At 65.2% G+C, this 21,389-nt stretch carries 20 protein-coding genes, 1 tRNA gene and 1 other RNA gene; 15 read left to right on the top strand and 7 right to left on the bottom strand.

Going from position 1 to position 21,389, the window contains the following annotated elements; genetic code table 11:
- Positions 1 to 344: 344 nt before the first annotated feature.
- The gene (locus tag M1D93_RS03715; protein ID WP_461173836.1) at positions 345 to 1,265 is read left to right on the top strand and encodes an oxygenase MpaB family protein; all 921 of its coding nucleotides are present in this window, start codon (positions 345 to 347) and stop codon (positions 1,263 to 1,265) included.
- Between the two features lie 60 nt (positions 1,266 to 1,325).
- Here M1D93_RS03715 and M1D93_RS03710 read toward each other — a convergent pair.
- Positions 1,326 to 1,410, bottom strand: a tRNA-Ser gene (locus tag M1D93_RS03710).
- Between the two features lie 328 nt (positions 1,411 to 1,738).
- Here M1D93_RS03710 and M1D93_RS03705 point away from each other — a divergent pair.
- The 6 genes from M1D93_RS03705 to M1D93_RS03680 all read left to right on the top strand — a co-directional run bounded on the left by M1D93_RS03705 (position 1,739) and on the right by M1D93_RS03680 (position 6,929).
- Positions 1,739 to 2,089 carry a hypothetical protein gene (locus tag M1D93_RS03705; RefSeq protein WP_461173835.1) on the top strand — a complete coding sequence of 117 codons (351 nt, stop codon included), beginning with the start codon at positions 1,739 to 1,741 and terminating at the stop codon, positions 2,087 to 2,089.
- 18 nt (positions 2,090 to 2,107) lie between these two features.
- Positions 2,108 to 2,204, top strand: an RNA gene (gene ffs, locus M1D93_RS03700) — signal recognition particle sRNA small type.
- Between the two features lie 21 nt (positions 2,205 to 2,225).
- A complete protein-coding gene (locus M1D93_RS03695) occupies positions 2,226 to 5,690 on the top strand; it encodes a DNA polymerase III subunit gamma and tau (RefSeq protein ID WP_461173834.1) in 3,465 nt (1,154 codons plus the stop codon).
- A 36-nt stretch (positions 5,691 to 5,726) separates the two neighbouring features.
- Complete coding sequence (gene recR / locus M1D93_RS03690) at positions 5,727 to 6,326, top strand: recombination mediator RecR (protein ID WP_461173833.1); 600 nt, start codon at positions 5,727 to 5,729, stop codon at positions 6,324 to 6,326.
- 13 nt (positions 6,327 to 6,339) lie between these two features.
- A complete protein-coding gene (locus tag M1D93_RS03685; protein WP_461174918.1) occupies positions 6,340 to 6,690 on the top strand; it encodes a GNAT family N-acetyltransferase in 351 nt (116 codons plus the stop codon).
- Entirely contained in the window at positions 6,606 to 6,929 is a 324-nt protein-coding gene (locus tag M1D93_RS03680; protein WP_461173832.1) for a GNAT family N-acetyltransferase, read from the top strand. The genes M1D93_RS03685 and M1D93_RS03680 overlap by 85 nt, the downstream gene beginning before the upstream one ends.
- 110 nt (positions 6,930 to 7,039) lie before the next feature.
- Here M1D93_RS03680 and M1D93_RS03675 read toward each other — a convergent pair whose 3' ends face one another.
- Both M1D93_RS03675 and M1D93_RS03670 read right to left on the bottom strand, forming a co-directional pair.
- A complete protein-coding gene (locus tag M1D93_RS03675) occupies positions 7,040 to 8,173 on the bottom strand; it encodes an ABC transporter permease (protein WP_461173831.1) in 1,134 nt (377 codons plus the stop codon).
- Complete coding sequence (locus M1D93_RS03670) at positions 8,170 to 9,135, bottom strand: ABC transporter ATP-binding protein (RefSeq protein WP_461173830.1); 966 nt, start codon at positions 9,133 to 9,135, stop codon at positions 8,170 to 8,172. The genes M1D93_RS03675 and M1D93_RS03670 overlap by 4 nt, the downstream gene beginning before the upstream one ends.
- 241 nt (positions 9,136 to 9,376) lie before the next feature.
- Between M1D93_RS03670 and M1D93_RS03665 the strand changes: the two genes are divergently transcribed.
- Positions 9,377 to 10,735 (top strand): aspartate kinase, encoded by a 1,359-nt coding sequence (locus M1D93_RS03665; protein WP_461173829.1) that lies wholly within the window; start codon positions 9,377 to 9,379, stop codon positions 10,733 to 10,735.
- Positions 10,736 to 10,842: 107 nt separating this feature from the next.
- Here the strand turns inward: M1D93_RS03665 and M1D93_RS03660 are convergent, their stop codons facing one another.
- Together M1D93_RS03660 and M1D93_RS03655 are read right to left on the bottom strand one after the other, a co-directional pair.
- Positions 10,843 to 11,034 carry a hypothetical protein gene (locus M1D93_RS03660; RefSeq protein ID WP_461173828.1) on the bottom strand — a complete coding sequence of 64 codons (192 nt, stop codon included), beginning with the start codon at positions 11,032 to 11,034 and terminating at the stop codon, positions 10,843 to 10,845.
- A 148-nt stretch (positions 11,035 to 11,182) separates the two neighbouring features.
- Positions 11,183 to 11,425 carry a hypothetical protein gene (locus M1D93_RS03655; RefSeq protein ID WP_461173827.1) on the bottom strand — a complete coding sequence of 81 codons (243 nt, stop codon included), beginning with the start codon at positions 11,423 to 11,425 and terminating at the stop codon, positions 11,183 to 11,185.
- Between the two features lie 78 nt (positions 11,426 to 11,503).
- On the opposite strand from M1D93_RS03655, the gene M1D93_RS03650 reads away from it, so the two are divergent.
- The 4 genes from M1D93_RS03650 to M1D93_RS03635 are packed head-to-tail and all read left to right on the top strand — an operon-like array spanning position 11,504 to position 13,988.
- Positions 11,504 to 12,007: a MarR family winged helix-turn-helix transcriptional regulator gene (locus tag M1D93_RS03650; protein WP_461173826.1), complete on the top strand. Its 504-nt coding sequence runs from the start codon at positions 11,504 to 11,506 to the stop codon at positions 12,005 to 12,007.
- A 34-nt stretch (positions 12,008 to 12,041) separates the two neighbouring features.
- Complete coding sequence (locus tag M1D93_RS03645) at positions 12,042 to 12,734, top strand: SSI family serine proteinase inhibitor (protein WP_461173825.1); 693 nt, start codon at positions 12,042 to 12,044, stop codon at positions 12,732 to 12,734.
- Entirely contained in the window at positions 12,703 to 13,644 is a 942-nt protein-coding gene (locus tag M1D93_RS03640; RefSeq protein WP_461173824.1) for a 3-methyladenine DNA glycosylase, read from the top strand. The genes M1D93_RS03645 and M1D93_RS03640 overlap by 32 nt, the downstream gene beginning before the upstream one ends.
- Complete coding sequence (locus M1D93_RS03635) at positions 13,641 to 13,988, top strand: serine protease inhibitor (RefSeq protein WP_461173823.1); 348 nt, start codon at positions 13,641 to 13,643, stop codon at positions 13,986 to 13,988. The genes M1D93_RS03640 and M1D93_RS03635 overlap by 4 nt, the downstream gene beginning before the upstream one ends.
- A 92-nt stretch (positions 13,989 to 14,080) precedes the next feature.
- Here M1D93_RS03635 and M1D93_RS03630 read toward each other — a convergent pair whose 3' ends face one another.
- Together M1D93_RS03630 and M1D93_RS03625 are read right to left on the bottom strand one after the other, a co-directional pair.
- Positions 14,081 to 17,119 (bottom strand): S8 family serine peptidase, encoded by a 3,039-nt coding sequence (locus tag M1D93_RS03630; protein WP_461174917.1) that lies wholly within the window; start codon positions 17,117 to 17,119, stop codon positions 14,081 to 14,083.
- A gap of 348 nt (positions 17,120 to 17,467) precedes the next feature.
- Positions 17,468 to 17,650 carry a hypothetical protein gene (locus M1D93_RS03625; protein WP_461173822.1) on the bottom strand — a complete coding sequence of 61 codons (183 nt, stop codon included), beginning with the start codon at positions 17,648 to 17,650 and terminating at the stop codon, positions 17,468 to 17,470.
- Positions 17,651 to 17,917: 267 nt separating this feature from the next.
- Here M1D93_RS03625 and purS point away from each other — a divergent pair, with 267 nt between their 5' ends.
- Genes purS through purL form a run of 3 tightly spaced genes read left to right on the top strand, consistent with a single transcriptional unit; the run spans position 17,918 to position 21,346 of the window.
- On the top strand, positions 17,918 to 18,169 hold the full coding sequence (gene purS / locus M1D93_RS03620) for a phosphoribosylformylglycinamidine synthase subunit PurS (RefSeq protein WP_015935902.1): 252 nt from the start codon (positions 17,918 to 17,920) through the stop codon (positions 18,167 to 18,169).
- 1 nt (position 18,170) lies between these two features.
- Positions 18,171 to 18,959, top strand: coding sequence for a phosphoribosylformylglycinamidine synthase subunit PurQ (gene purQ / locus M1D93_RS03615; protein ID WP_461173821.1), 789 nt, complete (start codon positions 18,171 to 18,173; stop codon positions 18,957 to 18,959).
- On the top strand, positions 18,959 to 21,346 hold the full coding sequence (gene purL / locus M1D93_RS03610) for a phosphoribosylformylglycinamidine synthase subunit PurL (RefSeq protein WP_461173820.1): 2,388 nt from the start codon (positions 18,959 to 18,961) through the stop codon (positions 21,344 to 21,346). Before purQ ends, purL begins: the two co-directional genes overlap by 1 nt.
- Positions 21,347 to 21,389 lie beyond the last annotated feature (43 nt).

The raw sequence follows: 21,389 nt of genomic DNA, 5'->3' as shown, positions 1-21,389 counted from the left end.
TCCGTTGCTTGAGGTGGCTGTCTCCGTACCAAACCCAGCAGCCGCGGCTCTCAAGGCCTCCCGCTCCCCTGCGCTGCCGGAAAGGTTCAGGGACCAGATGGATAAGGCAACAGCACCAGTGGCAGTCAGGGCGCGCAGAACAGAAACATGTGGACGGCGCACGTCCGTTCGCTTACCCGAAGTTTGACGATTCCCCAACGTGTGTCTCCATAACATAATGACCCGGCGCGGGACCAAGGGCCGGTAGCCTGTGAACCTCGTCCTATCGTGCAGATGACTACTTGAGAAAACCTTGCAGCACGGTCCAACTGCCCCGCCAAGCTCCCTTGGGGCGACAATGATATATGCGGAGCTTCCTTCGAAAATGGCAGGACGAAATCAAGAAAACCTTCACGGGCAGGGCAGATGCAGTGCCCGACTGGGTGCCGAAGCTGGTTGAAGGCAATGATCCCGGTTACCACCTTCCCGGTTCGGCAGTATGGGCGGTCCACGGTTCCATGTCGCCCATCGTGGCCGGAATCCGCACACTGTTGATGCAGGCCCTTCATCCCGGGGCCCTTGCCGGCGTCCACGAACATTCGAGCTTCCGCGAGGATCCACTGATCAGGTTGGCGAACACTATCCGCTGGATTTTCACAGTGACGTACGGGTCCACGGAGGCCGCCGAGAACGCCTCGGGCAGGGTTCGCCGGCTGCATGAAGCGGTCCAGGGCAGTTACAGCGACAACTTCGGGGCGCAGCGCGACTACAGCGCCAACGATCCGGAGTTGGCCAGCTGGATCCACCTGGCATTCACGGACGGGTTCCTCACCGCCCATAAAATCTGGGGTGGCCCCATTCCAGGAGGACCGGACGCCTATGTCCGCGAGTGGGCCCAGGCTGGCCGCCTCATGGGGGTGGAAGATCCACCGCTTACCGAGGCAGGCATGCACAGGCAACTGGACCGCTGGTACGAAAGCGGTGAGCTTCGCGTTGACGGCCGGGTGGCTGAGACAGTGGAATTTATTCGCAACCCGCCGCTAAACCGGATGCTCCGACCGGGCTACCGGATCCTGTTTGCCGGTGCGGTGTACAGCCTGGAGCCACGATACCGCCGGATGCTCGGCCTGGCTGTTCCACGGCTGGGTCCGGTGCCGCTGCCGGTGGGGCTCGCAACAAAGGTGGTTCTCGCCGTCGTACGCCTGGCTTTAGGACCCAGGGGGCCCAGCGAGTTGGCCGCCAGGGAACGCCTTCGCCGTCTGGGCGTGCCGGCCGCGGACGCCTAATACGCCCGCAAATAACGAAAAACCCGGCCCCGGCAGTGCCGGGGCCGGGTTCCTTACCGGCGGAGAATGGGGGATTTGAACCCCCGAGGGCGTTAACCCAACACGCGTTCCAGGCGTGCGCCATAGGCCGCTAGGCGAATTCTCCAGCTGCTTCTGAATCAAAAGCAGATACTAGAGTACCTGATGTTTCCCGCTTCGCCCAATTGGGCCTCCGGCGCCGGCTTTGAAAGCATTCCACCCGTTGCGCCGGTCCCTTCAAAGTTTGGGTTTAACCCAGAAATGGACGCCCCCAATGCGCCCATTCCACCGGAACACCGTTGAGCTGCCGGGTCCGGCCCCGTTCAGCCAGGCCTCGCAGCTCACAATCTTGAGATTGCCCCAATCGGTGTACATATCCATGATCGCAACTGGCGGTTGGATAAGCAATGAATTTTCCCGTTTCACCGCTGGCCGGTTGGGGCACGATGGGAGGCATGAGCGAGCTCCACACCTTGGTGGTTTACGTCCCCGCCACTCACACCAGCCAGGTACTGGAAGCTATCGGCGACGCCGGAGCGGGACGGATCGGAAACTACTCCCGCTGTTCCTTTGTCACCTCAGGCACTGGCCGCTTCACTCCGCAGGCAGGTGCCGCTCCCTACATCGGGGGCGTGGGCACTCCCCAGGAAGTGGCCGAGGACCGGATTGAGTGCGTGGTTGAAGGGCCGTTGCTCAAGGCTGTGGTCGCTGCCTTGCGGGCCGCGCACCCGTATGAGGAGCCTGCGCTGATGAGCTGGAAGGTTGAGGGCTGGAGCCTCCCGGACCCCGATTCGAGTCGGGCCTGAAGTTCGGGTAAAGTATCTGACGGCCCCTCATGTGGCGTCATCCTGTTGAACTCCCCCAGGACCGGAAGGTAGCAAGGGTAAATGGGCTCTGGCGGGTGCATGGGGGGTCTTTACTATTCCCCCACAGGGCGGCAGAATGTCAGCCCGGATTGGTAGGGTTTTCTCTGTGACAGTCACTACCGCCCTGTACCGCAGATACCGTCCAGACTCCTTCGCTGACGTTATCGGGCAGGAACATGTCACCGAACCGCTGATGACCGCCCTGCGGAAAAACCGGGTCAACCATGCCTACCTGTTTTCCGGTCCCAGGGGTTGCGGCAAGACCACGTCGGCGCGCATTCTGGCACGCTGCCTGAACTGCGCCCAGGGCCCCACTGACACCCCCTGCGGCACGTGCCCCAGCTGCGTCGAGCTTGCCCGCGGCGGCTCCGGGTCACTCGATGTCATCGAGATTGACGCTGCCAGCCACGGCGGCGTGGACGACGCGCGGGACCTCCGCGAGCGGGCCACGTACGCCCCCGTCCGTGACCGCTACAAGATCTTCATCATTGACGAAGCCCACATGGTCACGTCCGCCGGCTTCAACGCCCTGCTAAAGATTGTTGAAGAGCCCCCGGAACACATCAAGTTCATCTTCGCCACCACCGAGCCGGACAAGGTCATCGGCACCATCCGCTCCCGGACGCACCATTACCCCTTCCGCCTGGTGCCGCCGGAGCCGCTTATGGCCTACCTGGAAATTCTCTGCAACCAGGAGAACGTCCCGGTTGCGCCCGGTGTCCTGTCGCTGGTGATCCGCGCCGGCGGCGGCTCCGTCCGCGACTCCCTGTCCGTCCTGGACCAGCTGATGGCAGGCGCCGGGGCCAACGGGCTGGACTACGAACTCGCCGTGGCGCTGCTCGGCTACACCCACGCTTCTTTGCTTGACGATGTTGTCGAGGCGGTGGCTGCCTCGGACGCCGCAACCGTCTTCCGCGCCGTGGACAGAGTCATCCAGACCGGCCATGACCCGCGCCGCTTCGTCGAGGACCTCCTGGAGCGCTTCCGCGACCTCATCATTGTCCAGGCCATGCCCGAAAGCGCCCAGACCATTCTTCGCGGCATGCCGGCTGACCAGATTGCGCGCCTGAAGAACCAGGCGCACAACTTGGGCGCCGCCGAGCTGTCCCGCGCGGCCGACGTCACCAACACCGCGTTGACCGAAATGACCGGCGCCACCTCCCCGCGGCTGCATCTGGAACTGCTTTGCGCCCGGATCCTCCTGCCCAGTTCCGAGCAGAATGAGCGCGGCATGGCTGCACGGATTGACCGCGTTGAGCGGCGGCTCAACTATGCGGGGAACGACGTCGGCGCTCCCGCCACCGCCGCCACGGCTCCCCAGTCTGCTCCAGCCGGGGAAACGTCAGCCGCGCAGCGGGCTCCGGAACCGGCGATGTCCGGACCTTCACGGTCCATGCCCACGGCAACTCAAACCACCACCGCCCAGCCCGCCAGCCAAGAGCCCGCGGCGGCGGCAGCCGCTCCCCAGCCGGCATCTGCCTCCTCCACGGCCCATGCAACAGCGGCCAGTCCGGTCAATCCGGCCCACCCGGTCGACGCGGACCATCGTGCCCCGTTGACCGCCCCCCGCGTCAGCACCAGCGACTGGCCGGTCGAGCCCTCCGCAGACTCACGCCCTGCCCGCGTCGATCCGGGTACCGGAGTGGCACGGCCCGCGGCCGCAGTCACAGCAGAAGGCCCTGCCGGCGGGACGCCGGCAGGCGACAGGCAGGCTGCAGCTCCGGCTGCCCAGGCCGCTCCTGCTGCTCCCCGGCCCGAAACGGCCCCTGCCGGATCTGTTACCGCCGCATCCCCTGCAGCCATGGGCGACGTGGAAGTGCTGCGCCGGGCGTGGCCTGATGTCCTGCAGACGCTTTCCAAGATCAAGCGCAGCACTTGGGCGCTTGTTGAACCAAACGCCCAAGTCAGTGCGTTCGATGGCAACACACTCACTCTTTCATTCACCACTCCAGGGCTCGCGGGCGCTTTTGGCCGGGCAGACCATTCTGAGAACCTGCGGCAGGCGATCCATAAAACGGTAGGCATCGACTGCCAGATCAACGCGGTGGCCGGCGGAAGCGCCGTCCGAACGAGCTCTGAGCCAAACCCAAAAGCACCCGCTAGCCGGCCAACACCGGCAACGCCGGCTGATCCTGCCACTTCAGCTGATGTTGCCTGGGGACTGGCGCCTGCACCGGCCTCCGCGGTCACGGATGTGCCGCCACCTTCCGCTCCGGCAGATACCCGCCAGGGGCAGGCACCTCGTCCAACAGCGCCAGAGTTCGGGGGCTCGGCCGGGAGCAATGAATCGTCGCATGCCCGGCCCCAGCCAGGAGAGCAAGTTCCGGCTGCACCCGCCAGTGGCCCTTCCCAGGCACGGCGCGCACCCATCCCCGCCTCATCCCTGCCTGAACAGAACGCTCACCCCGAACCCGCGGCCAGGCCATCCCTGGCTGAAAAGGACGCGGCCGGCGGTCCTTCCCAAGAGGTGCCTCAACTTGTCATTGGCCCGTCCCAGCCTCAGCGGGCGGCGGCCGTTGGTCCTTCTCAGACTCAGCCTCCGGCTGTGCCTTCGGCGGTTCCTTCGGCTCAAGCTGACACTTACAATGGCGCCGCGGGAGACTACTCCTACTCGGACGACGACTGGGGCCCGCCCCGGGATGAAGACGCGCCACCGCTGGAAGAAGAGCCTCCCATGGACTGGGACCCTTCCCCGCGTTCCGGTGGCCGCTCCGCTCCGGCCGCCCCTGGTGACATTCCCTCCGCAGCCGCTTCACGCCAGCAAGGCCCACAGCTTGGTACCCAGCCCGGCACCGGAACCGCTGCCAAAAGTCCAACGGCCACTATCCCAGGCACGGATGCTTCCGATCCCTGGGCCCGTGCCGTTGAACAGGCACCGGGTGTGTGGATTGTTGGGGACGCAAGCAACGTAGGCACGAACGCCACCGCCGGGTTGCGTGAAAAGGAAGCAGTTGCGGCACCGTCGGCCACACGGTACGAGCCGGCCACCGCCCAGATTCCGCCTTCCATCCCGGTGACCAATGCGGCGGCTTCAGTGGACGCCGAGTGGGGTTTGGCGCCAACTGCAGCCTCGGCCACGAAGGCGGGTACGAGGGCGACAATCGCGGAACCGGCTGCGCAAAGCCCCGTTCCCTCCGGCACGGCGCCCTCAGGTTCCGCTCCAGTCCCGGTACGCGAGTACGCCATGGCCTCGGCCGCGGCGGCGCCTGCCCGCACTGCCCCGGCGGCTTCCCCAGTCCCAGCCCCTTCCCCTGTCCCTGCGGCTTCTCCGGCCCCCGCCGAGTCCCCTGCTGCCGTGGGCATGCGGCAAAGCCTCTATCAGCGCCTGTCCAACAGTCCGGAGGCGGAGGCGGGCCGGGCAAAGGCCCCCGCCCGGGCCGTTCCCGCGGCTGCAGCCTACGTGCAGGACATTCCCAGCGCCGACGATGAGACCATTGAGGAATCGGGGGTGTTCGGCCGTGCCGCAGTGGAACGCATCCTCGGCGGGAAGCTGATCGAGGAACGTTCACTCGACGGAAGCCCCGTTACACCCGGCTACTGATCCACTCACTTTCCACCCCTAGTAAAGAGGAAAAACGTGTACGAAGGTGCTGTCCAAGAGCTGATTGACGAGCTCGGACGCCTTCCCGGCGTGGGTCCAAAATCCGCACAGCGGCTGGCGTTCCACATCCTTGAAGCGGACCCACAGGACATGAAGCGGCTGGTGGAGGCCATCACCTCCGTCAAAGAACGGGTCAAGTTCTGCACCGCCTGCGGCAACGTCACCGAGCAGGAACAATGCAACATCTGCCGTGACCCCCGGCGCGACCCGGCTGTAATCTGCGTCGTGGAGGAATCAAAGGACGTCCTCGCCGTGGAACGCACCCGTTCGTTCCGGGGCAGATACCACGTGCTCGGCGGAGCCATTAATCCGATCGCCGGTATCGGCCCGGAGCAGCTGCGGATCAGGGAGCTCCTCACGCGACTGAACGACGGCGCCATCCAGGAAGTCATTATCGCCACGGATCCGAACCTCGAGGGAGAAGCAACAGCCACCTACCTGGCCCGCATGCTGAAGACGATCGGGATCACCGTGACCAGGCTGGCGTCCGGGCTGCCGGTGGGTGGCGACCTCGAATACGCCGACGAGGTCACATTGGGCCGTGCTTTCGAGGGCCGCCGAAACGCCTTGACCTGAGTATTTGGCACATATGCTCCCGGGAGAGACACCGCCGCTGGTCACCGAGCGGCTCGTCCTGCGCCTGATAGATGGTTCGGACGAGGCCGCCATCCACCAGTACCGAAGCGACCCTTCGGTCACCGAATACCTCTCGCACGGTCCCCTTACCGCCGAGGCAAACAGGGAAAGACTGAGGCAGCTGCTGGCCCTGGGAACAGCCTCCAACGGTGAATGGTTCAACTACGGCTGGGCCATCACCCTAAGGGAGTCGGGCGAAGTAATTGGTGACGCGCGCACGTGGAACAGCACAGCCTGGCCGCGACGGGCGTGCTCACCCCCGGCACGCATCCTGCCAGCCACGCAGCGTTGGCCTACGTCCTGAATGCCGACTACCACCACCAGGGATACGGTCGTGAGGCTGCGGCGGCGCTGGTCAAGTGGCTCTTCACGCAGTGCGGGATCAGCACCGTCGTCGCGGCAGTCTACGAGCCAAACAGTCCCTCCATCCGGCTCCTTCAAAGCCTTGGATTCCGGCGGGACCCAGTTCTTTCGGCAGACCAGGAAACGGCCGGCAAAAGCTTCCCCCTGCTGATGTTCAGGCTGGACAATCCGCAGCACTGATCCGGCTGGCCGGTCCTGCGCCGGGAGCCAATTGCCCGCCGGCAAGACACAGTTCGCCCAGACCTCCGCCCCGGCCGGGCCTGTCCACAGTTACCCAGGCCAAGTTCGGCTCAAGCGATACGTGTACCCCGCGCCAACCGGTGGGCAGGAGTACGAAGCGAACGCCAGCCCAGCCACATCAGCAACGCGGCAACCAGGAGCTGCAGGCCCAGCCCCAGCGGCCACATCGGTGTGGACTGCGCCAGATACCGCGGCTTGACTTCCCCGTTGGCGCACGGATAGGTGCCTTCAGGACCGGCCAGTGCATAGCGGGCTCCCTGGCTTACGCCTTCTATGGTCCCGATTGAAGAGGAGCCGGGCTCCTGCGAGCGGTCCTTGTATGGAATAGCGTCAGCCACCACCACGTAGGGATTCATGGCCAGCAACCAGGCCACCCGTTCGGTCCGCACCACCCGCTGCTCCTCCAGCGGCCCTTCGCAGGTGTACTCCGGTTCCACCGGCCCGTTGCTGAGCGGCTCGTATGCGCGGTACTGGGCCTGATTCGCGAGTACCGTGCCTTGGGTCAGACCCGTTCCGAGTCCGAAGGCGATCAGTGTGCCGACCGCCAGCCCGGCCACTGCCAGGTAAGAAACCACGATGGAGAACAGCGGCCTGCCGGCGAGCGCGGAGATGCCAACACCGATGGCACAGACAACGCCCACCTCAAGAGCGAGCATCAGCAACGCCACCAGCACATGGCCAGGCGTCATTCCGCCCAGCGCCACCCCGATCACCAGGAATGGGGTGCTGGCCACCAGGAACGCCAGTGCTGCCGCCCATGCTGCCAAAAACTTGCCCCACAGGATCTGGCCGGGCTGAAGCAGCGTCACTTGGAGGATGGCCAGCGTGCCGCCTGCCCTGTCACCATTCACCGCGTTGGCGGAGAGCGCCGGGGCAACGAGCAACGCAAACAGCAGGACAAAGGCCAGGACCACCTCGAAGATCATGGACCCCGGCCCCGATTCGGGCGGCGGAACATTGCCCGGGAATTCACGCTGTGCCACCTGCGAAGCGTTCCAGCTGGCCCACGTCAGCCAGGTCACGAGTCCTGTGAGGACAAACCAGATGGCCAGCATGATGTACCAGCCGCGGGACCGCAGCCGCTGCTTGAGCTCCAGGACCACCACGTCCCGAACCCCGGGCAGGTAGCCGCCCGACGTCCGGTGGCTGGCAGTATGCTGCCTGTCTTCTGTCGCGTGGCTCATTGCCGCTCCCCTTCAAGGCTCATGTATGTCTCTTCAAGGGCGCCTGTTGCGGGCGCGAAGGAGTTCACCCCGACGCCGGCCAGCACCAGTTCGCGCAGCAGCCGCTCGGCGTCGTCGTCGCTTGCCAGCATCAGACTGACGGACGGACGCCGCCCGTCGTCGGTGCGGAACGCCAGTCCCAGGTCGGTGAGCTTGGCAGCAAGTGCGGCCATATCAGAGGCGGTGATTGCGTACCGGCGCCCGGCTGCCGCCGCTTCTTCAATGGTTTGGCGCCGGACCGTCCTGCCCTTGTTCACAAACACCGCGCCGTCGGCGATTTCGTCCAGTTCGCTGAGCACGTGGGAGGAGACCACCACGGCCTTCCCCTCCGCCGCGAGTTGGCGCAGCATGATGCGAAGCTCCACCCGGGAGCCCGGATCCAGCCCCGACGCCGGCTCGTCGAGGAGCAGGACGGAGGGGTCATGGATCAGTGCCCGGGCAAGGCTGAGCCGCTGCTGCTGCCCGCGGGACAGCACCCGCGCCGGCTGGTCCGCAAGGTCGTCCAGCCGCACCCTTTCGAGCATCTCCGAGACCCGCTGCCCGATGCCCTGCGCCGGGAGCCGGTAGAAGCGGGCCATCTGCGTGAGAATTTCCCGCGCGGTCAGGGACTCCCATACGCCCAGGGTGTCCGGCATCCAGCCCAACCGGCTGCGGACCTCTGCCCGGTTGCGGCGCGGATCGAGTCCGCCCACGCTGATGCTTCCCTCATCAGGTGCCAGCAGTGACGCCAGCATCAGCAGCAGCGTTGTTTTGCCCGCACCGTTGGGACCGATCAGGGCAGTCACCTTGCCGGCGGGAGCATGGAAGTCCATGTGTTCGACGGCGTGCACGGCGCCGAAGCTGCGGCTCACCGCCCGCGCCGTTATGCCGTCGTCGGGTTCCGGCCCGTCCGCGGCCTCCGGTATTTCAGAAATCATTGCCATGTAGTGCGCACCTGTCCCCCACAGTCTTTGATGCATTCAGACAGTTTGAGCGTACGCCTGCGAAGCTTCCCGGCAGGTCCTCCCATGGGCTGAGATTCGGTCACAATTCAACGCCCGGCCATGCACGGCGATAAACTGGAACCAGAAGTCGCGCCAGCAAGGGCGCTAGTTCCCAGCGTCAGGGCCAACACAGCTTACGGCTGTCTGGCCGGACTCCAACTGATCCAATGAAGGTACGCGCATGAGTACGCCCACTGCCGAAGTGCACAACGCAACGCAGCACCAGGAGCTGCCCGATGGCGGTGCCGTCACCAAACAGCTCATCGTGCAGAAGTTCGGTGGTTCCTCGGTGGCGGACGCAGACGGCATCAAGCGGGTGGCCAAGCGGGTGGTGGACGCCCAGGTGGCGGGCAACGAGGTGGTTGTTGTGGTCTCGGCCATGGGTGACACCACCGATGAACTCCTGGACCTCGCAGGCCAGGTAACCGATTCTGCCCCGGCCCGTGAAATGGACATGCTGCTGTCCGCCGGTGAGCGCATCTCAATGGCGCTCCTGGCCATGGCGATCAACAAACTGGGTGCCTCCGCCCAGTCCTTCACGGGTTCCCAGGCCGGCATGATCACCGACGGCATCCACGGGAAAGCCAGGATCATCGACGTCGATCCCCACCGCATCCGCACCGCCCTCGACAAAGGCAATATCGCCATCGTGGCGGGCTTCCAGGGCATGAGCCGGGCCACCAACGAGATCACCACCCTGGGCCGCGGCGGTTCGGACACCACAGCGGTAGCGCTGGCGGCGGCCCTCGAAGCCGACGTCTGCGAGATCTACACGGACGTGGACGGCATCTACACCGCCGACCCGCGCGTTGTCCCCTCAGCCCAGAAGATCGACACGATCTCCAGTGAGGAGATGCTGGAACTCGCAGCCTCCGGCGCCAAGATCCTGCACCTTCGCTGCGTGGAGTACGCGCGCAGGTTCGGTGTGCCGCTGCACGTCCGCTCGTCATTCAGCCAGCACGAAGGCACCTGGGTCATCCCCAGCGCCGAAGACAAGATCACCACACAAGAGGGAGTTGCCTTGGAGCAGCCAATCATCTCCGGCGTCGCGCACGACCGTTCCGAAGCCAAGGTCACCGTTGTTGGTGTTCCGGACATCCCCGGCAAGGCCGCCGCGATCTTCCAGGTCATCGCCGATGCCCACTCAAACATCGACATGATCGTGCAGAACGTTTCAACCCACGGCACCGGCCGGACGGACATTTCCTTCACGCTGCCCATCGTGGAAGGCGCCGACGCCCTGACCGCCCTTCACGCAGCCCAGGACCAAATCGGCTTCGAGAGCATCGAGTACAACGAGCAGATCGGCAAGCTGTCCCTGATCGGTGCCGGCATGCGTTCCCACCCGGGCGTCTCCGCCACGTTCTTCAAAGCACTCTCCGCTGCAGGGATCAACATCAACATGATCTCCACGTCAGAAATCCGCATCTCGGTTGTTACCCATGCGGATCTGCTGGATGAGGCCGTTCGCGTCATCCACCGGGCCTTCGAACTGGACAGCGACAACGAAGCCACCGTCTACGGCGGCACGGGCCGCTGACGCCCCCAGACATAAAAGAATGCACTGGCAGGAAACCTTTTTCCTGCCAGTGCATTTTTTTATGTTTCCGGGATTGGCCACGGCTTTGCGTCCGGGTCCAGCCGGCGTCAAGCCTCCTTCTCGAGGTCTTCGCGGCGTACGGCGTAGTGGTGGCCGGCGGTATCGGTCTCCACAACGAAATGCGTAAGTTCCTCCTCCGAGGCCTGCTCGAACTCGTCATGCTTGTGCACCACCGGCAGGCTGGAGTCCAGGCGGGTGGCCGGCCCAAAGAAGAAGCGGAGCCTGTCGGTCGCGTTCATGAACCCGCTGAGTACATGCGGCACTGTTTCCACCCCCTTCCTGCGTTCAGGGGAAAGATAAGCCATCCCAAATAAGGCGACTGTTGCTGGCGGAGCCAGTGCCCTTATTTTACGCCCGGGGGCCTCAAAAGGCTCCGCGGTCCAGGGTTCAGCGGAGGGACTTGTCGTCCGGGTTTCGAGGGACCACGTACGTGCTTCCGTCCGGCCGGGTGATGGTTTCCCACTGCCGGGTTTCAGCCTCGCGCTGGGCCAGAAGCCTGCGGTTGTCCTCGGTCATATCGTGCAGGAGGGAGGACCGGTGTGCAGGACCGAAAATGGCACGCAGCTTGCCGGTTGCCCGCATGAAGCGCTGCGAAGCGTTTTCCCTGCCCTCTGAGCTGGCCTTACCCATGAACTGGCTCCTTCCAGTACCCGCTTTTACTAGTAACACTGTACGCTAATAATTAGTGCACTAACAATTGGAGGCCCGATGACCACTGCATCCAGCCCTTCCATCGCAGCGGGCAGCGCAACCGCCGGCGTGGACGTCCCGGAGGACAATGACCTCCTGCTTGAGCACCAGCTCTGTTTCGCCCTGACGGTTGCCTCACGCAGCGTGGTGGGTGCGTATAAGCCCGTGCTTGAGAAGTTGAACCTCACCCATCCGCAATACTTGGTCATGCTGTGCCTTTGGGAGTCCAGCCCGCGCACCGTCCGGAACATCAGCGATGCCCTGGCGCAGGAGCCGGCAACCATCTCGCCTTTGCTGCGGCGGCTTGAAGCCTCGGGCCTCATCTCCCGACGGCGTGTGGACGGAAACGAGCGCGCCCTCGCCGTCGATCTCACCCCCGAAGGCGCCGCACTTCGGCAGGAGGCGCTCAATGTGCCGGGGACCATGATGGAACGCCTGGGGCTGAACCGACGCCAGGTCAGTGAACTGCACGCCTCCATGATGGGCCTTATTGCAGCAACATCCCAGAGCAGGCAGGCTTAGCCAACCAGCGGGGTCCTGGCAGTAGAATGTCACCATGACAGACAGGCCACGGCGCGGGCTCAGTGTGGATTCACGCGGAATGGTGCAGTTGATGCGCCGAGTGGATGGGGCGCATCCCGTGCAGCCCAACAGCAGGATGCACTTCCGTCTCGCGGCGTTGTTGTCCGCGGCGCTGCTGTTACCGTCCTGCACCCCGGACGGGGGCGGTGGCGGTGGTGGCGGAACTCCTTCCGGCGATGCCTCGGCCTCACCAACGGCCTCCGCACCCTCTTCCTCGGCATCGCCGGGCTCGCCTGCCCCTTCGGCCAGCCCCGACCCTGAAGTTGAAACTTCAGTTCCCGCGCCGGCCCCCGAGCCCGCGGCGCCGCCGTCGGGCCCGGGGCAGGGCAACGTCGAACTCTCCATCGCCCTGACGCCCTCGGCCGGCGAACCTGATGTCCATTACACTTTGGTCTGCGTCGACGGTGCGCCCGACGCCGAAAGCAATCATCCCAACGCTGCCGCCGCCTGCTCCGTCCTGCAGCAGAACGCGGCACTGCTGAGTCCCTCGCCGCAACCCGCGGACCAGGTCTGCACCGAACAGTACGGCGGGCCCCAGGAGGCTACCGTCACCGGGGTAGTGGACGGGGTCTCTGTTGATGCTGCCTTCACCCGCACCAACGGTTGCGAAATCAGCACCTGGGATGCCGCAAAGGATGTACTTGGCGCAGCCGGTGGAGCGGCTTAACGTCCTGCCGGCGGACGAGTGGCGGGCCAGGGAGAAAGCCCACCAACAGCGCGTCAGCCGCTACGCGGACCCCTACCTTGCCCGCCGTTCAGCCGGGCAGAAACATCCGGTGGAGGATTTCCTCTTCACCTACTACACCCAGAAACCCGGCCAGCTCCGCCGCTGGCACCCGGGCGCCGGCGTGGTTCTGCTGGGCCAGGAAGCGGCGGCACGCGGCGACTGGAAGCACTACCGAGCGCTCGACGACGGCGAACTCGCCTTCCTCGGGCTGCCGCCGGAAAGCACCGCGGTCACCCTGGACAGGGACACCTTCCTGGCCGACCGGAAGGACGCCGTCGCCTTCGCCGGGATCATCCTGCGCGCGACTGCCGCACGTCCTGCACAGTTTGGCTGCTTCGGCCTCCATGAGTGGGCAATGGTCTACCACCAGGACCGGTTCGACCTGCGCCACGAGTATCTGCAGCTGCGCCTCGGTTCAGCGGGCACGGACAAGGTAGTGGAGGACAACCGGATCCGCTGCAGCCACTTCGACGCCTTCCGTTTCTACACTCCTGACGCCATTGCCCTGAACGAACTGGCACCAAGCCGGGAAACCCAGCGGCACCTTGAACAGCCTGGCTGCCTGCACGCCAACATGGACCTTTATAAATGGGCGTACAAGCTGCTGCCCGCCCTGCCCAGTGAGCTGGTCATGGACTGCTTTGAGCTGTCCTGGCGGATCCGGGCCATGGACATGCAGGCATCCCCCTACGACCTGGTGGAGTGGGGCTACCCCGCCATCCCCATCGAAACCCCGCAGGGCAAGGCCGCCTACGTGGAACACCAGCGGTCCTTTGCAGCAGAGGCAGCCGGGCTCCGTGAAAAACTTTCCCTGGAACTGGCCGCCGTGGCGGGGAGCAAACAGGAATGATCGACCTGACCATCAGGCTCAGGGAAAGCCCCGACGCCGGCGAGCACGAATTCCACCTGGTGGCTGAGGGTGGGCGCCCTTCCGCCGGGAGCACAGTGCCGGACCCCGAAGCTGCACTGTCCGCGGTTGAACGGTACGGCGAAGACATTTTCTTCCCGAAACCGGGCCCCCCGAAGCTGTGCACGCAGCAGTACGGCGGTCCGCAGGTCGCCGTCGTGACAGGAACCTTCCACGGGCGCGCCGTTGAAGCGGTCTTCACCCGGACGGACGGCTGTGAAATTTCGCGCTGGAAAACAATGGCCCCGTTGCTGGGGAACGTCAGGGGAGCTTCGGGCGCCATCTAGGCAACGCGGCCTGTCCAGGCGGACAAGAATAAAAACACGACCCCCGGACGGCTTAGTGCCCGGGGATCGTGTTCTTGTAAAACGTCAGGCTGCTAAGCCGCGGGAACTGCGTCCGCGAGAGCTACCTGCGGAGCCCCGGAAGGAGCGGCGGTGGCGGCTCCCACCTGGACGCTGACCCAGGTCCTGATGCCGTTCCCGCCCAGGCTGAGGCGCGAAAGGTAAGTCCCTTCGGACAAGCCGGTCCAAGCCAGCGTGGCCGAGGTGGCGGTGCCGTTCGGGGCAACAATCGGGTTCGGGTCCACCGTGAGGTTGCCGGCGTCCCCCGCAAACGTGACCGCCTGCACGGACGCGCTGGCTGCTCCGTTGTCAGGCGTGGAGTAGAGGTTGGCCACGATGTAGTAGGTGCCCGGGAGCGGCGACTCCAAATCCAGGAACTCGCTGGCGGAAGACGTCGCCACCTGTGTTGGCGTCCGGCCGCCGTCAGCATTCGGTGCGTAAACCACCATGTCCCAGTCGACGTCGTCCGACTGTGCCTGCACACCCAGGCGTGCCGATGACGTGCCGGCGGGCACCGTCACCTCGATCAGGGCGTTGTGCGCATCATTTGCCGGTGCGTACTCCCCCGGAGTTTTGGTGATGGCTGTCTGGCTCAAAGGCGCGAGGCCTTCCACCCCTACCTTGATGGGGCTGTCCGAACCTGACACGAGTTCCATGGTGCCGCTGCCGTCGCCCGTGGCCGAGCTGAAGGAGAATGACGGGGCGATCAGCGCATCAACCGGCCGGATAGCGATGGGAGAGCTCACAGTGCGCGGGCCCTTCCAGGTCAGAGTGCCGGTGCTGAACTTGCCCACCGGAGCGCTGATGTTCCTGATAGTCAGGGTAACCTCGCGGGCCTGGCCGGCCTTGGAAAAGTTCAGCGCGCTGGGCTCCACCTCGACGTCGAAGCCCGGCATGTTGACTTCCGGACGGTACATCCCGGGAACCAGCGCAGTGAGCCGGCGCTTGACCTGCACTTCTCCCACCAGGCTGCCGAGCGCTATGGACGGCAGGTTCAGGTCGCTGGCGGCAATAGTGCCCGCCTCCGGAGCTCCCGTCTCAAAACCCTGGCCATTGAGGAAGCCCAACCAGTCCTTGATGCCTGAGTTGTAGACCAGTCCCGGGTCCAGGAAGCGCGTTGAGTCGATGTGGCCGGCGCCGCCTTGGAAGGGATCCGTGTTCGGCGAACCGTCAGCGTTAAGCAGCGGGTAGGCGGTGGTCATCATGGCCGACTTGACCATGGCCGGCGTCCACTTGGGCTCTTTGCTCAGCACCAGCGCCCCGAAACCGGCGATGTGCGGTGCGGCCATGGACGTGCCGGACATAAAGCCGAACTGGTCGCCGTTGTTGCCGATGGTGGAAACACCCGCGAGGACGTTTACGCCGGGTGCAGCAATGTCCGGCTTCAGCAGGTCGCCACCGGAAGCAAGGCTGGGCCCGCGCGAGGAGAAGCCGGCGATCTGGGGTGCCGGGGAAGCGGGTTCTCCGGTGAGGTCCCCCTTGAGCAGGCTGACTGTCAAAGCAGGGTTGGCTTCGAGCTTGGACTTCAGTTCCAGGCTCTTCGGGGCGTTGACGTGCACCGTGGGGAGCACGTGGCTGTCCGCATCTTCGGAACTGCTGGTGAGGTTCACCAGGATCATCCCGACGCCGCCCTTGTCCTGGACTTCCTGGCTCTTGGCCGTCCTGTCCACAACACCGCGGTCGCAGACCACTACCTTGCCTGCCACCTTGGCGGCATCGAGGGAACCGGGGCCACACAGGTTCGGATTCGCTGCACCTGCCGCTGCCGCAGCCGCGGCGACGACAACCGGCTTGTCTGCCACTTCCGACTTCATGATCGAGGCTCCGCGGTACAGCGAGCCATCGGAGACCTTGACAGTGCCAAGCAGGTCACTCGGGAAGGTCGATGCCGCAACTGTTGTCAGCCACGGTGAGGCGTGGTTGACCGTGGAAGCGTCGGGGCCCGAGTTACCGGCGGAAGCGGAAACAAAAACACCTGCGGCGGCAGCGTTGAGGAACGCCAGTGCCACCGGATCGGTGGTGCTGTTGTTGGTGCCCGAGATCGAATAGTTCAGGACGTCCACGCCGTCCTTGACAGCGGCTTCCACCGCTTCGACCGAAGCTGAGGCGTAGCAGCCTCCGGTATCGGGATTGGTGTCCTCCCAGCAGACCTTATAAACGGAGACTTTCGCGGCGGGAGCGACGCCGGAGCTCTTGCCAAACCCGACGCCGTCGATGACCTGCTCGACATTCGCGTTGCCGGCCGCGGTGGTGGCGGTGTGGGTGCCGTGGCTTCCCACATCGACCGGCGAGATGAGCTCTTCGGGCGCACGGCTTTCAGGCGGTACGGACTGCAGGAACGGATCGGCAAAATATCTGGCGCCAACGACCTTGGAGTTGCACTGGGAGCCGTCGAACGAGGCGCCCGTCCCTTGCCCTTTTTGGCATTCCCCTTCGAAGGTGGTGCCATCGGACTTGAGCATGGCGATGCGGCCCTCGGCGGTGCGGTACGGCACGCCGACCTGCGCGGCACCGCTTAGCGGCTGGACGGGTTCGCCCTGCAGGAATGGGTTGTCCGGGGCATACCCGGAATCGATGACCCCTACGACAACGCCTTTGCCGGCGTTGGCTTCCCCGCCGAACTGCTTGGCCCAGACTCCGTCGGGGCCTGTCAGCTTGAGGAAGTCAGTGGTGGTGTAGTCCGGGGTGTTCTCCACGTCCGGCGCCACCACCAGGACCCTGCTGTCCTTGGACAACTCCATAGCCTGCGCGGCGTTCAACTGTGCGCTGAAGCCGTTGAGGGCAGCCGTGAACTGCTTTACCGGGGTAGCGCCCTGGGAAGCGGCGACCTCCCGCTGCTGATTGCGGAGGTGGGCATCATAGGCCTTGTAGTTAGCGCTTGCCGCATCCAACTTCCGGCCATTCTGCGGCTTCGTTGCTCCAAGTCCCGGCGTTTCACCCTCATAGGCCGCCGCCGCGGCAGCCGCGAGGACAACGATGTAGCGGCCGTCCTTGAACTCCGCGGGCGAGGCCTTCTTTGAAGCCGGTGCCGTATCCTGTCCGGCCGGCGCCGCGGTAGCGGGACTTACGGCCATCGAGGTGAAGAGAAGAGGCAGGCCCACGGCCAGCGCCGCAGCCTTCCGGAATCCCCCGCCCCATGCGGGGCTCTTTCCAGTAGATCTCACGTGCAACCCTTTCACGAGGTACCGGCCCAGCCTTGACTGCAGGCGGAAAATGACTGGTCTGGCGTCGAAATTGCAGGTCTTGTCATTCCAGGAGACCAGTCGAATCAAAGGGTACAGACTGATAGCTCAATATGACATAGGGCACATTGGGGAATCTTTCGCCAGTCATACCACCCCGCCCCGCCCGGCAGGATGGCATGGAAAAGGGCGCCCCGAAGGACGCCCCTGCAACCTCACACTGAGTGCGCCCGGGCGCTGCTACCGGGGTGTGCGCACCACGTCGCTGATCCACTGCCGGGTCTTTTCATCCATCGGGCCTGCGACCCGGTTTTCCCGGGTGAAACGGTCAGCCTTGATCTTTTGGAACACCATCCGCCCCAGTCCGGCAAACACCGCCGCAGCGACCACGGGCAACAGCAGGGATCTCGGTTTCTCAGCCATTCAGCCATCCTAGTGACACCTTTGGCACAACTCCAGAACCTGCCGGTAACCGCCGCCCGCCAATCCTCAAATGCAGGCTTCCAGCCGTGGCCCGTGACCGGAATACGCGGAATACAGGCTGGGGCGCTCCGGCCGGTAGAATGGAGGGGCAAGCTCGCGGAGCGCCCGTCCACAAGGTTTAACAAGTGTGTCCCAACACCTCGGTTCGGCATGAGACGGCACCACTCCGCTGCGCCCTTACCCAAGCTCACGCACAGGAGTTACCGGATGCCCCGGATCGTTGTTGACGTTATGCCCAAGCCCGAGATTCTGGACCCGCAGGGGAAGGCTATCGTCGGCGCTCTCCCCCGGCTGGGCTTCACCAGCTTCAGCTCTGTCCGCCAGGGCAAGCGTTTCGAACTGACCGTCGACGGCGAGGTGACCGAGGAGATCCTGGCCCAGGCCCGCGACGCCGCAGAGACCCTGCTGTCCAACCCCGTGATCGAGGACGTCGTCAACGTCGAGGTCGTCGAGGCCTGAAATGAGTGAACTTCCCCTGATCGGCGAGGCCACCGCCGCCGACGCTTCCGGTGCCCGCAGGCTCGCCGGCGCCCGGATCGGCGTCGTCACGTTCCCCGGAACCCTTGATGACCGCGACGCCGCCCGTGCCGTCCGACTCGCCGGCGGCACCGCCGTCGAGCTTTGGCATGCCGATAAAGAGCTCGGTGACGTTGACGCCGTCGTGATTCCCGGCGGCTTCTCCTACGGCGACTACCTCCGCGCCGGGGCCATCGCACGCTTCGCCCCGCTGATGTCCAAGATCATCGATGCCGCCAACAGCGATGCCAAGCTTCCGGTGCTCGGCATCTGCAACGGCTTCCAGATCCTCACCGAGTCGCACCTGCTGCCCGGTTCGATGATCAAGAACGACCACCTGAAGTTCATGTGCCGTGACCAGGTCCTGCGTGTTGAAAACAGCAATACCGCGTGGACGCTGGACTACGAAGCGGGCCAGGAAATCACTGTGCCGCTGAAGAACCAGGACGGCCAGTACCTCGCGGATGACAAGACCCTGGACGCAATAGAGGCAGAGGGCCGCGTGGTGTTCCGCTACGTGGGCTTCAACCCCAACGGCTCCCGCCGCGACATCGCCGGCATCTCCAACGCCGCCGGCAACGTGGTGGGCCTCATGCCGCACCCCGAGCACGCAGTGGAGCCCGGCTTCGGCCCCGAGTCTGTTGGGTCCGGCGGCGCCGGAGTCGGAGGGTCCGACACCGACGGACTGGGCTTCTTCACCTCCGTTTTGACCAAGATTGTGGGAGGCAAGTAATGACCGGGATCTCGACAGGCTCCATCACCGACGGCGGAGGCACGGCTACCGCTGCCGCCTCGCCCACCGCTGCCCCGGGTGCCATCACCCAGGTCAAGAAGTTCAACATCGACACTGTTGAGCATGCCGCGAAGACTCCGGACACCGAACTTCCCTGGGCCGAACTGGGCCTGAAGCAGAACGAGTTCGACGAGATCGTCAAGGTCCTGGGCCGCCGTCCCACCGGCGCCGAGCTCGCCATGTACTCAGTGATGTGGAGCGAGCACTGCTCCTACAAGTCCTCCAAGAACCACCTGCGCCAGTTCGGCGAAAAGGTGACCCCGGAGATGAAGAAGGACATGCTGGTGGGCATCGGCGAAAACGCCGGCGTAACCAACCTGGGGGACGGCTGGGCCGTGACCTTCAAGATCGAGTCGCACAACTCGCCGTCGTTCGTTGAGCCCTACCAGGGCGCCGCGACCGGCATCGGCGGCATCGTCCGCGACATCATCTCCATGGGCGCCCGCCCCGTCGCTGTTATGGACCCGCTGCGCTTTGGCGCCATCGACCACCCGGACACAGCACGCGTTATGCACGGTGCCGTTGCCGGCATCGGCGGCTACGGCAACTCCCTGGGCCTGCCGAACATCGGCGGTGAAATGGTGTTCGACTCCGTTTACCAGGGCAACCCGCTGGTCAACGCCTTGGCTGTGGGCGTCATGCGGCACGAGGACATCCGCCTCGCCAACGCCTCCGGCAAGGGCAACAAGGTGGTCCTGTTCGGTGCCCGCACCGGCGGCGACGGCATCGGCGGCGCCTCCGTGCTGGCCTCCGAGTCCTTCGACGACACCAAGCCCTCGAAGCGCCCCGCCGTCCAGGTGGGCGACCCCTTCGCAGAGAAGGTCCTGATCGAGTGCTGCCTTGAGCTGTTCAAGGGTTCGCTGGTGGAAGGCATCCAGGATTTGGGCGCGGCAGGCATTTCCTGCGCCACGTCCGAGCTCGCTTCCAACGGCGACGGCGGCATGGCCGTCGAGCTGACCTCCGTACTGCTCCGCGACCCCACACTGACCCCGGGCGAGATCCTGATGTCCGAGTCGCAGGAACGCATGATGGCCGTGGTGACCCCGGAGAACGTGGAAGCGTTCGAAGCGGTCATGGACAAATGGGCTGTCGAGTACGCCTGGCTGGGCGAGGTGACGGACAGCGGCCGCCTCATCATCACCTGGGAAGGCGAGGTGATCGTCGACGTCGATCCCCGCACCGTGGCACACGACGGCCCGGTCTACGACCGCCCGTTCGCCCGTCCGGAGTGGCAGGACGCCCTGCAGGCAGACACCTTCACCGGTTCCGTCCAGGACGCCGGCCGGCCGTCTGCTCCGGCAGAACTGGCCAAGGCCGTCACCGAGCTGGTGGCGTCGCCGAACATGTGCTCCAAGTCCTGGATCACCAACCAGTACGACCGCTACGTGGGCGGCAACACCTCCATGGCGTTCCCCGATGATGCCGGCGTGGTCCGCGTGGACGAGGAAACCGGTTTGGGCGTGGCGCTCGCCACCGACGCCAACGGCCGCTACACCTACCTTGACCCGTACCACGGTGCGCAGCTGGCCTTGGCCGAAGCGTACCGGAACGTCGCCACGTCCGGCGCCGTCCCCATGGCGGTCAGCGACTGCCTGAACTTCGGTTCCCCCGAGGACCCGGACGTTATGTGGCAGCTCGCCGAAGCGATCCGTGGCCTGTCCGACGCCTGCATGGTGCTGGGCATTCCGGTCACCGGCGGCAACGTCTCGCTGTACAACCAGACGGGCAGCACCCCCATCCACCCCTCCCCCGTGGTGGCAGTGCTGGGCAAGCTCGACGACGTCGCCCGCCGCACGCCGTCGGGCTGGCGCGAGGATGGCCAGGCAATCTACCTGCTGGGCACCACCGCGGCTGAGCTGGATGGTTCCGAGTGGGCCAACATGCGGGGCCACCTGGGCGGCCAGCCCCCCAAGGTCGACCTCGACGCCGAACGCGCGCTGGGCGAGATCCTGATCAACGCCTCCCGTGACGGCATGATCGATTCCGCGCACGATCTCTCCGAGGGTGGCCTCGCCGCTGCCCTCGTGGAATCCTCGTTGCGCTACGGCGTGGGTGCACGGATCGCGCTGCAGGATGTCCTGGACCGCGACGGCGTGGACCTGTTCACTGCGCTCTTCTCCGAATCCCAGGGCCGTGCCGTCGTCGGCGTCCCGCGCTCCGAGGAAGTGCGGTTCACGGACATGTGCACCGCCCGCGGCTTCGCCCACACCCGTATCGGCGTTGTGGACGCGGCCAGCGGCACCCTGGAGATCAACGGCGTGGCGGGCCTGTCCCTGGACGCCCTTCGCGAAGCGCATGAGGGGACCCTGCCGAAGTACTTCGGCTGACCTCCGCAGCGCCACAGCGGAAGTCCGCGCCCCCCTTTCCTGA

The organism is Arthrobacter sp. Z1-9 (assembly GCF_054792695.1).
Note: the sequence above shows the minus strand (reverse complement) of the source record. Positions and strands in the feature narration are given on the sequence as shown.

What these genes read in the sequence shown, in the direction of transcription:
- M1D93_RS03715 (WP_461173836.1), top strand. Translation starts at nt 345, where the DNA reads ATGCGGAGCTTCCTTCGAAAATGGCAGGACGAAATCAAGAAAACCTTC.
- M1D93_RS03705 (WP_461173835.1), top strand. Translation starts at nt 1,739, where the DNA reads ATGAGCGAGCTCCACACCTTGGTGGTTTACGTCCCCGCCACTCACACC.
- M1D93_RS03695 (WP_461173834.1), top strand. Translation starts at nt 2,226, where the DNA reads ATGTCAGCCCGGATTGGTAGGGTTTTCTCTGTGACAGTCACTACCGCC.
- M1D93_RS03685 (WP_461174918.1), top strand. Translation starts at nt 6,340, where the DNA reads ATGCTCCCGGGAGAGACACCGCCGCTGGTCACCGAGCGGCTCGTCCTG.
- M1D93_RS03675 (WP_461173831.1), bottom strand. Translation starts at nt 8,173, where the DNA reads ATGAGCCACGCGACAGAAGACAGGCAGCATACTGCCAGCCACCGGACG.
- M1D93_RS03670 (WP_461173830.1), bottom strand. Translation starts at nt 9,135, where the DNA reads ATGGCAATGATTTCTGAAATACCGGAGGCCGCGGACGGGCCGGAACCC.
- M1D93_RS03665 (WP_461173829.1), top strand. Translation starts at nt 9,377, where the DNA reads ATGAGTACGCCCACTGCCGAAGTGCACAACGCAACGCAGCACCAGGAG.
- M1D93_RS03660 (WP_461173828.1), bottom strand. Translation starts at nt 11,034, where the DNA reads ATGAACGCGACCGACAGGCTCCGCTTCTTCTTTGGGCCGGCCACCCGC.
- M1D93_RS03655 (WP_461173827.1), bottom strand. Translation starts at nt 11,425, where the DNA reads ATGGGTAAGGCCAGCTCAGAGGGCAGGGAAAACGCTTCGCAGCGCTTC.
- M1D93_RS03650 (WP_461173826.1), top strand. Translation starts at nt 11,504, where the DNA reads ATGACCACTGCATCCAGCCCTTCCATCGCAGCGGGCAGCGCAACCGCC.
- M1D93_RS03645 (WP_461173825.1), top strand. Translation starts at nt 12,042, where the DNA reads ATGACAGACAGGCCACGGCGCGGGCTCAGTGTGGATTCACGCGGAATG.
- M1D93_RS03640 (WP_461173824.1), top strand. Translation starts at nt 12,703, where the DNA reads ATGTACTTGGCGCAGCCGGTGGAGCGGCTTAACGTCCTGCCGGCGGAC.
- M1D93_RS03635 (WP_461173823.1), top strand. Translation starts at nt 13,641, where the DNA reads ATGATCGACCTGACCATCAGGCTCAGGGAAAGCCCCGACGCCGGCGAG.
- M1D93_RS03630 (WP_461174917.1), bottom strand. Translation starts at nt 17,119, where the DNA reads ATGGCCGTAAGTCCCGCTACCGCGGCGCCGGCCGGACAGGATACGGCA.
- M1D93_RS03625 (WP_461173822.1), bottom strand. Translation starts at nt 17,650, where the DNA reads ATGGCTGAGAAACCGAGATCCCTGCTGTTGCCCGTGGTCGCTGCGGCG.
- purS (WP_015935902.1), top strand. Translation starts at nt 17,918, where the DNA reads ATGCCCCGGATCGTTGTTGACGTTATGCCCAAGCCCGAGATTCTGGAC.
- purQ (WP_461173821.1), top strand. Translation starts at nt 18,171, where the DNA reads ATGAGTGAACTTCCCCTGATCGGCGAGGCCACCGCCGCCGACGCTTCC.
- purL (WP_461173820.1), top strand. Translation starts at nt 18,959, where the DNA reads ATGACCGGGATCTCGACAGGCTCCATCACCGACGGCGGAGGCACGGCT.